At 62.9% G+C, this 12,130-nt stretch carries 17 protein-coding genes; 13 read left to right on the top strand and 4 right to left on the bottom strand.

Annotated features, from left to right (window positions below):
• Positions 1-120 precede the first annotated feature (120 nt).
• Together JI744_RS15330 and JI744_RS15335 are read right to left on the bottom strand one after the other, a co-directional pair.
• A complete protein-coding gene (locus JI744_RS15330) occupies positions 121-1,167 on the bottom strand; it encodes a zinc ribbon domain-containing protein (RefSeq protein WP_202662009.1) in 1,047 nt (348 codons plus the stop codon).
• Complete coding sequence (locus JI744_RS15335) at positions 1,157-1,822, bottom strand: DUF6088 family protein (protein ID WP_202662010.1); 666 nt, start codon at positions 1,820-1,822, stop codon at positions 1,157-1,159. The genes JI744_RS15330 and JI744_RS15335 overlap by 11 nt, the downstream gene beginning before the upstream one ends.
• 643 nt (positions 1,823-2,465) lie before the next feature.
• Between JI744_RS15335 and JI744_RS15340 the strand changes: the two genes are divergently transcribed.
• The 9 genes from JI744_RS15340 (at position 2,466) to JI744_RS15380 (ending at position 6,824) form a co-directional block, all read left to right on the top strand.
• Complete coding sequence (locus tag JI744_RS15340; RefSeq protein ID WP_202662011.1) at positions 2,466-2,630, top strand: hypothetical protein; 165 nt, start codon at positions 2,466-2,468, stop codon at positions 2,628-2,630.
• A 185-nt stretch (positions 2,631-2,815) separates the two neighbouring features.
• Entirely contained in the window at positions 2,816-3,310 is a 495-nt protein-coding gene (locus JI744_RS15345) for a DUF6878 family protein (protein WP_202662012.1), read from the top strand.
• Between the two features lie 9 nt (positions 3,311-3,319).
• The gene (locus JI744_RS15350; protein ID WP_202662013.1) at positions 3,320-3,697 is read left to right on the top strand and encodes a DUF6915 family protein; all 378 of its coding nucleotides are present in this window, start codon (positions 3,320-3,322) and stop codon (positions 3,695-3,697) included.
• A 1-nt stretch (position 3,698) separates the two neighbouring features.
• Positions 3,699-3,905, top strand: a complete 207-nt coding sequence (locus tag JI744_RS15355; protein ID WP_202662014.1) for a hypothetical protein — start codon at positions 3,699-3,701, stop codon at positions 3,903-3,905.
• Positions 3,906-3,980: 75 nt separating this feature from the next.
• Positions 3,981-4,418 (top strand): hypothetical protein, encoded by a 438-nt coding sequence (locus JI744_RS15360; RefSeq protein WP_202662015.1) that lies wholly within the window; start codon positions 3,981-3,983, stop codon positions 4,416-4,418.
• Complete coding sequence (locus tag JI744_RS15365) at positions 4,415-5,293, top strand: DUF7007 domain-containing protein (protein ID WP_202662016.1); 879 nt, start codon at positions 4,415-4,417, stop codon at positions 5,291-5,293. Before JI744_RS15360 ends, JI744_RS15365 begins: the two co-directional genes overlap by 4 nt.
• Positions 5,294-5,418: 125 nt before the next feature.
• On the top strand, positions 5,419-5,982 hold the full coding sequence (locus JI744_RS15370; protein ID WP_202662017.1) for a hypothetical protein: 564 nt from the start codon (positions 5,419-5,421) through the stop codon (positions 5,980-5,982).
• Between the two features lie 178 nt (positions 5,983-6,160).
• The gene (locus JI744_RS15375; RefSeq protein ID WP_202662018.1) at positions 6,161-6,415 is read left to right on the top strand and encodes a type II toxin-antitoxin system prevent-host-death family antitoxin; all 255 of its coding nucleotides are present in this window, start codon (positions 6,161-6,163) and stop codon (positions 6,413-6,415) included.
• Entirely contained in the window at positions 6,405-6,824 is a 420-nt protein-coding gene (locus JI744_RS15380; protein WP_236019486.1) for a hypothetical protein, read from the top strand. Before JI744_RS15375 ends, JI744_RS15380 begins: the two co-directional genes overlap by 11 nt.
• A 19-nt stretch (positions 6,825-6,843) precedes the next feature.
• On the opposite strand, the gene JI744_RS15385 is transcribed toward JI744_RS15380, so the two are convergent.
• A complete protein-coding gene (locus JI744_RS15385) occupies positions 6,844-7,134 on the bottom strand; it encodes a hypothetical protein (protein ID WP_202662019.1) in 291 nt (96 codons plus the stop codon).
• Between the two features lie 165 nt (positions 7,135-7,299).
• Here JI744_RS15385 and JI744_RS15390 point away from each other — a divergent pair, with 165 nt between their 5' ends.
• Entirely contained in the window at positions 7,300-7,722 is a 423-nt protein-coding gene (locus JI744_RS15390; protein ID WP_202662020.1) for an antirestriction protein, read from the top strand.
• Positions 7,723-8,502: 780 nt separating this feature from the next.
• Complete coding sequence (locus tag JI744_RS15395; RefSeq protein ID WP_202662021.1) at positions 8,503-8,826, top strand: DUF736 domain-containing protein; 324 nt, start codon at positions 8,503-8,505, stop codon at positions 8,824-8,826.
• A gap of 273 nt (positions 8,827-9,099) precedes the next feature.
• On the opposite strand, the gene JI744_RS15400 is transcribed toward JI744_RS15395, so the two are convergent.
• Positions 9,100-10,125: a GlxA family transcriptional regulator gene (locus tag JI744_RS15400; protein WP_202662022.1), complete on the bottom strand. Its 1,026-nt coding sequence runs from the start codon at positions 10,123-10,125 to the stop codon at positions 9,100-9,102.
• A 332-nt stretch (positions 10,126-10,457) separates the two neighbouring features.
• Between JI744_RS15400 and JI744_RS15405 the strand changes: the two genes are divergently transcribed.
• Both JI744_RS15405 and JI744_RS15410 read left to right on the top strand, forming a co-directional pair.
• The gene (locus JI744_RS15405) at positions 10,458-10,694 is read left to right on the top strand and encodes a hypothetical protein (RefSeq protein ID WP_202662023.1); all 237 of its coding nucleotides are present in this window, start codon (positions 10,458-10,460) and stop codon (positions 10,692-10,694) included.
• Between the two features lie 74 nt (positions 10,695-10,768).
• Entirely contained in the window at positions 10,769-12,130 is a 1,362-nt protein-coding gene (locus tag JI744_RS15410; protein WP_202662024.1) for an FAD-binding oxidoreductase, read from the top strand.

The following is a 12,130-nucleotide window of genomic DNA, read 5'->3' on the forward strand; positions in this document are numbered from 1 at the left end:
TTTTCTGTGATATCCCAGTTAAGCTATAATTGGGAAATATCGTTCAAGGGCGATGCGGAAGTCTCAGCAGGGCGCAAAAAGAAGTAGAACTCGGCTAAGGCGAGCCGGACAGATCAAGCGTCAGCCCGTTGGGATTCCGGGCCTTCCATCGCCGCATTCCGGGCAACGGCGCTGAAAAACGTCTGAACCGTTCGCACCGTACCGCGCCCCGCAGTGGCGACATTGCAGGATGTAGACGATCTGGTTGTGGTCAGTGCCCGGCTGTCCGGTGCGGGACAGCACTTCCTGACTATTGCGGTTCACGTAACCTGTTGCCGTGGTTGAGGATCTGCGAGGGCCTTTACTCTTTGGGCGGGAGCGGGGCTTGTCAGTCGGGGGCCAAGTGGTTCCGAGAATCCAGCCTTCGACCTGAGCTGTCATCGCCACACTTTCCGGCTGGGGCGGCGCAAACGCCTGTTTGATTTCACCGCTGATATCGGCCTCTTGGAGCCAACGCGCGATTGCATAGGCATCGTGCTGGTCCTGAGTTCTTGCCTCGCTGCCATAGAGGCTGCTCCACAGCCTCGGATAGGCCTCGAGGATCACGGAGGCGTCCTGAGCAGGTTCCCAACCATCAAAAGGCCAGAAATCGACTTGCGGGCGAGCCTGTCGAATTTTGCGAAGCCATGGGATGCCGGCATGGGTTGATTTGGCGACCGTTCCCTGAACGTCGAAATGGAAAACTGACTTTGCCGATCCGGTAGCCTCTTCGGTCAGCCGCCGCCAATGCCTCTCTCCTTGCCGCGCCGCGCCATTCCCAACTGACCCGTCGCGAACGAAATCGACATAAGTGTGCTTGCCATCTGTCGGCCAGTGCGCACAGAAATCGTCGAGGAAATTCGACCAATTGGGCTCAAGGCCATGCCGCTCGAAATAACGTATGGGGAATGAAAAGCCGTGATCAATGCCGACTACAGTCGGCACCGATCCATCCAAGGTGTCGATCAGCCAATCGGCGAGGCTGTGCCTTGTCCAGTATCTCTTGGGGCCGGCGGGCGGCAATACCTCTTCGGCGACGCTGTCGCCCGAGGTTTGATAGACGCGCAGCCCTTTCAGGCTGGCCTCGGCGGTTTCTGCCCCTGAATAGTCGATGCCGATGGTGCGACGGAATCTGCGATTACCCATCATTGGAAGCTCGCCTGAAACTGTGTGGCGGTTCTTCAATGCGGTCGCCCGTCCCGAGATCGGCAATCGACAGCAAGGTGGCGCGCATCCAGGCAGGCGCTTGGGCGGCGCTTTTGGCGAGGGTCTTCTTGTCGCTGTCAGTGAGGCTTCGGGCAGCGACCTGCAACACATCTGCAGCCCGCGCCGCACCCACATGGCGTAGCGCCTGAACCACGGTTCCTGCCGGGCTGCCGGGGGCAATCAGATGCTTCGGTGATGCGTGGCGGAGATCGACCACACGCTTGCCCAGAACCACGCGCCGGGATGGGCCGTCGGTCAGCCAAGAGCTCTGGGCCGCGACCTGCGTCGAGAGGCCAAGTGCATTTGCGGCGCGCGCGCCATCGATCTGCAGATGCGATCCGGTTTCCCGGGCGAGGGCTTGCGCCACATCATCGGGCGCGGGGGTGAGGGCCCCTAGCTTGGGGTGTAACTTGGGGAAGTCGTAGAGCCCGCGTGCAAGCCGCCGGAGATGGCCTGCCTTGGCCAGGCGTGACAGGGCCTGATCGACGGTCGCACGGGCGGCCATATCGAGGAAGTCGCGCGGCGTGAACACGCTGCCGCGCCCGCTTGCACGGACGCGCTTCATGACCCGATCGGGAACAGAGGCGGACATCGACATCATGTGTCAGAAAATCGCTCATGTTTTTCTGACAATCAAGTGCGGAGATTTCAAGGTGGGTTTCGCATTGATCGACTGCAGGACTTCGGCAAGGAAGAATATGGCGCACCCCGGCAGGGCCGGGACCGGGCTCTGGTCGTCCCGACTGGAGCCTGCTGAGCAGTCTCCCCCCATTCGGGCAAAGATCCCTTGCGCGACGGCCAGTCTGGCCGGCAAGAAGTAGGTCCCGAAGGGTTCGGCACTTTGACCTGAAGCCAGGAATTTCCAGGTGGCGGGCAAGCCCGCCCGTATTCATCAGTTGCAGCGTTCCGCTTTTCCTTTCCGGCCCGAACCCCGCCAATCTTCTGGGACCCGCATAGCGGCACGGCTGGCGAGCAGTGGGCATCCTGTGACGGGGCAGGGCACCTGTCCTGGGTCAAAGCCCCATCCCCCGCTTCCATTCGCTGTCCTTGGTCTGATCCGTCTCTTTGACACTCAACCCCAGAGGGGTCGGCTACGCGGGCGTGCCGCCCTCGCGAATTCGGCCCCGAATTGGAAGAGCTGGGCCGAACGCACGAGGGTGATTGCAGATCCGGTCAGACACTTCGGGCGCCTGTCGCGCGGGGGATGGTCCTCCGCCCCCAAGAAGACAGGAGCCAACCCCATGTCCTACAAGGATGCCACCGCTTTCGCCGCCTCTCTCGCCGCCACGCTGATGGTCTCGATCGTCGTGTTCCAGGCCGGGGACGGCACCCACGCAGCGATGCCGTCCGATGAATACGATGGCGACGAAGACCTCGTCGCCCTGGAAATCGACCCCTGGCAATGAGGCGCGAAAGCGCCTCACCCCCCCATCCGGGAGCGCTTCATCAGCGCGCCCGTCCTGGGAAACGGCACCGAACCGAGGGGTCCGGCAAGGGAGAGATCGAGGAGGGAGCGGGCAAGGCGAGCCCGCTGAGACAGAGAGAGCGGCGGCGGGCTCGCCTGTAACCCGCTCTCCCCGGAGATCCCGAAATGACCATTCATCTTCCCGGCCGCGCTGCGCCGGCCTCTGACATCTCATCCGAACTGTCCCGCATCCTGGCCGATCAGGCCGAGCGTGATGCCGCCGAGGTGGAACTGCACGCCCGGAACAAAGAAGTGCTGTTCGACGGGCTCCGCCATGTCGGCGTTGCCCATGTGCTGGTCAGCTTCGATGGCTCGGGCGACAGCGGGCAGATCGAAAGCATCGAGGCCCGGAGTGATGCCGACCAGAGCGTCACGCTGCCCGCCGCTCAAATCACCTTTGCCGGCATCGACTGGCAGAGCGGGGCACCCACCGAGCGCCGTCTGACCCTTGAAGGTGCCGTCGAAGAACTGGTCTATGACCTCCTCTCCCATACGCATTCTGGCTGGCAGGACAATGACGGCACCTATGGCGAGTTCTGCATCGATGCCCGCGCCCGGACCATCCATCTCGAGTTCAACGAGCGGTTCACCTCGTCCGAACTCTACACCCATGATTTCTGAGGGGCGGCGATGGCACATCCGTATCACCACGCCCTGTCCTCGGTGAAGAAATGGGGCGGGACGGTCGACGATTATCTCGCCTGCCATGAATTCTTCGATGCCTCGAAGCTCATCCTGGCGGACTTCCGACACCGGGCGCTACGCCACCATGCCGAGGGGATTTTCTTCCTGGAGCAGGTCCAAGGGAAAACCTTGACCCTGTCGACAGGTCGGGTCATCCCGACCCGCTGGGTCGGCGAACAACATGTTCGCGAGGATCTGGGCTTCATCCCAAGCTTTGCCGACTGGGCGCGGTCGATCCGGGCCGAGCCCTGGATGGGCCGGACCCAGAAGATCGAGGCTGACGTCGATCCGCATCTGGCTAGCCCCGTGCGGGAGGTCATCTGACATGAGCCGAGCATATCAGAACCTCGGTCTTCCGCTTGAAGCCTCTCCCATCACGGTCGTCCGCACGGCGATCCGGCGGTTGCACCCCGACACGCTCGCAGTCCGCAGCTGGCGCGAGGCGCGTAAGCGCTACTATCGCGAGCTTTTGCAGGCCCATGCCGCCGCGCAACTCGCCGACCAAACCCCTCAGCCCGCGGAAGCGGGCTGATTTCCCTCTCACCATCGCAACCCACTGTGACCCGGCCATCGCGGCATGGGTTTTTCATGCTGAAAGGAGCCCATCGTGGCTGACTATTTTACCCAATTCTCCTGCGTCCTGGACGTGGGGACACCTGACAAGGCTGTCGCTGCGCTCGATCTCTTCCTGCGCTTGCGCGAGGAAGACGAGGCTTCGGACGATCCAGAGTTCTCGGGCTTCGCCCTTTCGCTGCCGGATGGCCCGGGCAGTTCCGTCCTCTGGATCCATGATGACGGCCAAGGCGATGTCGAAGGGGTCATCCGCTTCGTGCTGCGCCTCGCGGGAGACCTCGATCTCACCGGCCTCTGGGGTTTTGACTATGCAAACACCTGTTCCCGACCCCGGCTGGAGGCGTTCGGCGGCGGCGCGCATGTCATTGACCTCGGCGCGCGCAAGAGCGTCGGCTGGATCAGCACCCATGAATGGCTGACCGCAGTCCTGAACGGCGAAGACATCGACGCGGTGGAGGCGCTCGTCGCATGAACACTGCCGTTCTTTGCCGCAATCCCGCCTCTTTCCCCATCCCGGAATTCGGCTGCAGTGCCGATGGCATGATCGTTGCCCGGATCGGCGATGCCGCCTATGCCATGATCCCCACGGCTGATGGTCGGCATTTCCTCGGCAGCGGCTGGCGACTTTCCAAGCCTTTGTCGGACTGGAAGCGGTCCGACTTCTACGGCCATAGCGGCGATGTCGCAGACGAGGCTACTTTCCACGCCTTCGTTCAGGAACAGGCCGAGCATCAGGGCGAGAAGGCCGCCCTCGGTCGGCAGGACTTCCGCGCCTATGCCAACACACCCTGGGGCCCATCGCAGGGCGCGGTCCGCTACGGCGAGGGCGTCGTCTTCCACTCGACCTCCGGCCATGGCGGGTTCCACCTGACGGCGGACCGCAATGCCCAAGTCCATTCCTTCCTGCGCGCGACGGGCGGTTGGTACGAGGAGGATGCCGCCTGGGCCGCTGTTGCGACGGCTTGGCCCGATCTCTTCACGGGCTTTGAACGCCGGCAGGCCGAAGAGGCTCTGCGCCACAGCTGGCCGGATGCCGGGGAGGCGATCCATGGCCGGGCGCTCAAGCCCGGTGAATCCCGCACGCGTGATGGCGAAGCCTTTGCGCGCGACCATGCGAGCGATTGGGTCGTGATCTCGGCGATCTATTCCGACCAGCATCGCGGCTTCACCGAGGTGATCGCCACGCGGGGCGGACGGCGTGAACCCAAACCCGAGGAGCGCCGTTTCCTTGTCCCCTCGGGGGACTACAAGGTCGGCACCTTCGGTTTCGTCATCGATGAGGCGCGCCATGCCGTCTATGACGGCCCGTCGAGCTTCATCGGCTGGCGCGGCAGGGCAGGGGGGTGAACCTCAGATTGGGGGTGCCGATCTTGGCGTTCGGGCAACCGCCAGAGGAAGAGACGGGCGGGGGAATCCGTGACGGGTTTCAGGGTGGGAGAGAGTCTCCTGCCGCCCGTTGCGGAGTGATCCCGATGTCTGCACCCATTTCCCAAACGGCCTTCCGTGGCCCCGGCGACAACTTGATCGGCGGGGTTCTTGCCCGTCTTCGCCTCGCGGACCGCTTGCCCCTGCGGGTCATCTGCCGCTGCCTTGCGCATTGGGACGATCCGGCACTCGATCAGCTGTGCATCAACCGCGCGGTCGATCTCGGCACCTGCGGTGAGCTCGCGGCTGCCATGACCGTGGCCCGCAAAGCTGTCGCCTCCGGCCCTGTCGACGCCGGGCGAGATCCGGCCCTGCGCCTGGTGCCACAGTTCGTCACCATCCTGGATTCCGAACACTGTATTGTGCTGGCGGGGGAGGTGCAGGCAGGCGACATTCACTGGTGCACGCCGGTCGACAGCGATGCCGAAGCGCGGCGCGTGGTGAGCGAGGCCTGCGGGTTTCGGGCCAAGGTCCGCGCGGCCACGGACGCCGACGATCCCGCATCTGCCGCTGCGCTGCTCACCCACGCCCAAGCGCTGGAAGGTCGTCTGGTCGACCCGTTCTGGCGCGACTTGGCGGCTGCCGCAGTCGATCTTGTCCTGGCGGCCTGATCCTTACCCGCACTCGGAGACCGAACGGCCTTCTGGTGATGCCGTGGATGAAACTCTTGCCGCCAACGGCCATATCTTCCCCAAAGAAAGGCAGCTGTTCGGATCGCATGGGCTCAGATCCGCCCACTTGCAGAATATCCAGCATATCTGTATATTCTGTCCAAATGGAGGTTCCGGCATGCAACACCTACCCGAGTTCAAGGCCGCAGACCTGACGCGGCACACCAGCGAGCTTTTCGATGCGGCAATCCGCTCTCCGGTCGCCATCACCAAGCATCGCAAGCCAAAATTCGTGCTGATGAGCATGGATCAATACCAGCAACTCGCCAAAGGCGCGACCCAACAGGTTCACATGCTGGATGAAATGCCGGACGGCCTCAAGGCGCTGATGATCGAAGGGCTCGAGCGGGACATGAACCAGGATGCCGAATAAGCCCACAGCCGGAGAGGTCTTCCGCTACCCGTTCCTCTGGAAGCGGGAAGAACTGTCCGGCGAAACCGAGGGCCGCAAGAAGCGCCCCGTTTGCATTGCCGTGACGGTCGCCAAGCAGGATGGCGAGACGGTGGTCTTCATCCTGCCGATCACGACACAGCCGCCACAGGCCGCGCGCCATGCCCTTGAGGTGCCCGAAATCGAGTCGCAGCGCGTCGGCCTAGAGACCCATGTGCGCAAATGGATCATGCTGGACGAGGTCAACACCGACATCGTCGAGCGCTCCTATGTCTGGGATGACCGCAAGCCGCTTGGCGCCTTCAGCCCAGCCTTCACGGCCAAAATCCGCGTCACTCTCCTTGCGCTTGCCAAGGCGGGTGCCGCAAAACTCGTGGACCGCACGAAGTAACCGCCGATGGACTTCGGCCTCACCGGTTCCCGTCGATCCACTTTGACATCAGCCCTCGGTCCCGAAAGCATTCGTCCGGCACGGCGCGGCGCTTGATCAGCGCGAGCCGTTCGGCAAAGGCGACCTGCTTGGAGGTCGGATGGCTGGTGTCAGCAGGTTTCAACTTCGCTTGCGCCTCGATCCAGGCGCTGAGCGAACGGCGGTCCTGTTGGACTTCCCAGGGCAGCAGGCTCTGGTTGCGCAGCGCCAGCGACCGCGCATAGGCGATCTGGCGTTCGGTGGCGGGCAGGGCAAATGTGGCAGCGTCCATGATGGGTCTCCCATTCGGATCGTCCCTCTAATATAGAACATATAGGGAACAAAATCAACTCCGCGTCTGCCAGAGAGCGAGAGTTGGGTCGGAAATCGGGGGCGTTCGTGCGGGTCGAGTGAGCCGCCGGGGCGCGCCATTCACCCCTGATCCGGAGGATTTCCGATGACCCAAGCTGCAATTGCCCAGAAACCCGTGACCCTCGTGCCCGAGGCGCGCCGCATGGCATTCCTGCCATTGCTCTTCAGCCCCGCCCTGATGGTGATCGGCGAGCGGGCCGTCTTTCAGTTCATGTCCTGGCTGGCCCCCGACGACTACGCCGGTGGACTTTGGCATTTCCACGAGCGGGGCGGCCAGCCTCTGTTCATGTCGCCCGACGCTGACAAGCGGTTCCGCATCTTCTGCGAGACCAACGGCTACATGGGCGAGGTCTCGGCCGAGGCCGCCGGGATCATCGCCACCCTTTTCGCGCTGTCGCATCTCTCGTTCCGGCATGAGGCCGACGAGCTGGCCGATGCCTACATGCGGCTTTACGAGTTCGCAGGTGACCACCCAGAGGCGGGCGAGATCTTCAAGGCGATCGACTAACGCAGGCGCCGCACAAGCCGACGGACAATTCCTGACCCATTCGCACCCTCCGGCGGTTTCGTCGGGGGGTGTTTGCATTTGCCGGGTGCAGGCTGGCACAGTCAGCATTGGCCATCGTCTCGCCGGTTGCGGCATGCGGATTTCCACGGCTGGATGGCCCCGGGGGTTTCGACGGACCTTTGCCAAGCGATCAAGCGGCAGGAAATGGAGCGGGGACGTGGGCACGGGCCTCACCGCCAGATCGTCATCGAGTTGGGCAAGTTGAACTGGTCGTGTCAGCCCGGAATGACCAGCGACGCGGCCCAGTCGCAGCTGTCGTTCGATGTTCGTCTCGTTCGCTGCCTTCACGCTGACAGACCTGAACCAAGTGGAGCGGCGGGCGCCGCGAGGCCGCAGGGCAGGGGGGAGATGCGCAGCTTGGCCTGACTGGCTGCCAGAGGTGGTTTCATCGCCGGTGGTGCCTGTCCTGCCTCTCCTTCCGGGCCTTCTGGTGCGCCTTGATCTCCTTGGATTGTCTGTCCCAGCCCGCGTCCAGTGGCCTCTGGTGATGGGCTGATCTGCCCGAAGGACGTCTTCGCCTCGACCGCTTCGGCGCAACAGCGTCGTCACAACTTTCATCCCCTGCCGGTGCTGGCACCGTCATTCCTCGCGCGGCAAGAAAGTTCCTCCTGTGCTGTCAGGCCCCGCGAGCGGGGTGCACCAGCGGTCGCCTCCGGGCTGTCGATCGCCATCGAGGCCGCAAGGACGCGGGCCCGAAACAGAGCAAAACGGAGAAAGAACATGGCGACCATCGGCACCTTCAAGAAGACCGGCACCGAATACACCGGCGAAATCTTCACCCTCAGCCTGCAGGCCAAGGGTGTGCGCCTCGTCCCCGACCTGCGGGCCTCGGGCGAGAACGCGCCCAGCCACCGGGTCCTGGTCGGCCGCGCCGAGATCGGCGCCGCCTGGACGAAGACATCGAACGAGGGCCGCGCATATCTGGGCCTGAAGCTGGACGATCCGAGCTTCGCCGCCCCGATCTACGCCAACCTCTTCGATGACGAAGACGGCGAGGGCTTCAGCCTCATCTGGTCCCGCCCCAACACCCGCCGCGGCGACTGATCACCAAGGCAAAGGCCCCGGTCGAAAGACCGGGGCCGAAGCGCTGCTTTTCGACACAAAGGGCGGATTGTAGACAGATGCCGATACGACGATGCGTTACGGTATCCGGATGGAGCGGAGTTCGTTTGCCGTGCAGCAATTTCAGCCACCTCCGACGTGGAGGGCGAAGAGTTGACTGGCACGACCGCGACCGCGTAGTCGCGAAATTCGACAGATGCGGCCGTCCGATCAGGTTGCAGGTGCTTCAGGCGACGACTTTGCGCAAAGCGGTGCCTAGCGAGACGATCTGTCTGGCCCCCACGCCCTGCCCTCAGCAAAAGTTCGAAGTGGTGCGAACTTCTTTCTGTAGGCGGCTGGCGACAAACCAACTTCACGCCTGAAGATACGTCTGAAAGAGGCGGGGTCCTCATAGCCCACCAGCGCACCGATATCTTCGGCAGGCGTCGAATTGTTTTCAAGAATGCGCTTGGCTTCCTCGATCCTCAGGCCCTGCACATATTCGATGGGCGAGCGGCCGGTCGCAGCCCCGAAACGACGCGAAAGCGTGCGGCCGTTCAGTCCCGTCCGTGCCGCCATGGCCTGAACCGGATTGGGTAATGTGAAGTTCTCGGCAAGCCAAAGCTGGCATTCGGAAACCACGAGGTCAGAGGTGTTGACCCGCCGGTTCATCGCCGCGAAGGGCAGTTGCCCATCTTCGTGACCTGCGAGCAGGTGGATCTTCGCGGTCTCGCAAGCCTGCCTGTGGCCGCAAAAGGTGGCCGTTAGATAGAGCGCCAATTCCTGCCAGGAGGTCACGCCGCCTGCGGTTACAATGCCGTCCGCCTCGGCAGCAAGACAAAGCACACAGTTCTTTTGCACCCGAACCAGAGGATAGTTTTGGGCAAACAACTCGCCATAGGCCCAGTGCACTGCCGCATCGCGACCATCCAGCAGCCCCGCTTCTGCCAGAACAAGGGCGCCCGCGCAGACTGAAGCGACCAGCGCACCCCGTTCGTGCATCCCGCGCAACCATGCGGCAATCTCGGGGTACTCTCCCGTCGGCGCCTTGCTGATCGGGCTGTACATGTCACAAACGACGACGGCATCTGCCTCTTCGATGGCAGACATGGCGGCCTGTGGTTCGACCAGAACATTGCTGGCGCATCTGAAGGGCCGCCCGTCTTGGGAAACGATCTTCACATCCATGGATTCCGGGCCAGGCGCACCTTCGGTCATATCCGCGAAGACGGCACCGACGGAATACAGCACGTCATACAGGCCGTAGAGCACGGATGGCGTCGTGTTCTCTGCCGCCAGCAAGACGATCTTCGGCTTTCTTGTGGTGTCCATCAGCGTCCCCGTTGGCCTCCGATGCACTTTTCTTGGCGAGACTGTCCGTTTTGCCTTGGTTTCGTCAGTTCTGCCTCTGACTTGAGGCCCCGCGCAAGGCTTAAGTTGGGATGCAGGTTGGAAGTGTCAGCCTGACGGACCCAAACGATGTCCAAAGCCCAAGATAAGGATCCAAACGCCTCCGAGCATGGCCTCCACCAAGTCGGCACATCTCATGCGCCGACATCGCTCATATCCTCTGTGCTGATACGCAAACACTGTCACGGCCAATTCGAAACCCATCTCAAATTAGGAGCGCCAAAATGACATCTTCTCTGGCAGTCGTCGCCCCCGCGCAGCGGTCTCGTTCATTTCGCCTCGCCTTGCGGTCCACTCTTTCGCGGATTGCTGAAAAGATTGGTTCCGGCTGGGCACAGGAGGCTGATCTTGCGGACGTTATGGAGCTGTATCACGTCGATGAATCCACGTTGAGGGACAAAGGCTTGACCAGAATGGATGTCATTCGTCTTCTGGAAACCAGGTGCTCGACCGTTGAATAGAAAACCTGCGGATCCACAGATATGCCCTCCCGACCAGAGACAGGGGATTGAAAATGGGAAATGCTTCAGCGCCAATGTCATTGGACGAAGTCACTGGAGTGGTACTACGGCCCGGAGACGCCGATTACGATGCGGTGCGCTTGGTCTGGAACGGCATGATCGACCGCCGCCCGGCCGTGATCGTCCGGTGCCGGACGTCCGGCGATGTCAGGGCCGCAGTGCTGCATGCACGGCGCGAAGGCCTTGCCATAGCGATCCGCAGCGGCGGGCATAACGTGGCGGGATATGCCGTCTGCGAGGGTGGGGTGATGATCGACCTCTCGCTGATGAATTCTGTTCGTGTTCACCCCGGCCTGGAAAAGGCCACGGTCAGTGGCGGTGCGACCTGGGCCGATGTCGACGCGGCCACCACGCCTTTTGCACGGGCGACACCTGGCGGTCTGATCTCGGCAACCGGGGTTGCGGGGTTGACGCTGTCTGGCGGGATCGGCTGGCTGCGCGGCACGCACGGGCTGGCCTGCGACAACCTGCTTGCTGCTGATGTGGTGACCGCTGAGGGTGATCTGATCCGCGCCAGTCAGACCGAGAACTCCGATCTGCTCTGGGCCCTGCGGGGAGGGGGCGGCAATTTCGGCGTCGTCACCGCGATGGATTTCGCCCTGCATCCCATATCGCCAGAGATATTCTTCAACGCGCCGCTTTACCCCGAGGAAATCGCCGCCGAGATCCTGCCGCGCTGGCGCGATTTCATGCAGGCGGCACCCGATACTCTTTCCGGCCTTGCCGAGTTCTCGACCATCCCCGAAGACCCCTCCTATCCCCGCGAAACCTGGGGGCGTCGCGTGGTGGCGCTGGCAACGGTCTTTGACGGCCCTGCGGACGAGGGCGAGCGCGTCACCCTGCCGCTGCGCCAACTGGCCGAACCGCTGCTCGATTTCAGCGGGCGGATGTCCTATCGCGTGCTGCAGACGCTGTACGACGGGCTGTTCCCCAAGGGGCGCGACCGCTGCTACTGGAAATCGACCTACCTGAAGGGACTGGACGATGAAGTCATCTGCGACGTCCTTGCCGGCCTGTCGCGTCGCCCTTCGGAGATGACCTTCTCCTCGATCTGGTGGCTTGGCGGTGCGGTGTCGCGCGTGGCACCCGAGGCCACAGCCTTCGGCGACCGCTCGATGCGGTGGATGCTCAGCCTCGACGCGATCTGGTCAGCGGCAAAGGATGACACGACGAACATGGGCTGGGTCCGGGGTCTCTGGCAAGAGTTGCAGCGCCATTCGACCGGACGGCTCTATCTGAACTTCCCCGGCCTCGGCGAAGGTGACAGCTTGGTCCGCAATGCCTTCGGCCCAGATACCTATGCCCGACTGCAAGGTGTCAAGCGCCGCTACGATCCGGGCAACGTGTTTCACCTCAATCAGAACATCCAGCCATAG

Source organism: Fuscibacter oryzae (assembly GCF_016765795.1).
GTDB lineage: Bacteria > Pseudomonadota > Alphaproteobacteria > Rhodobacterales > Rhodobacteraceae > Fuscibacter > Fuscibacter oryzae.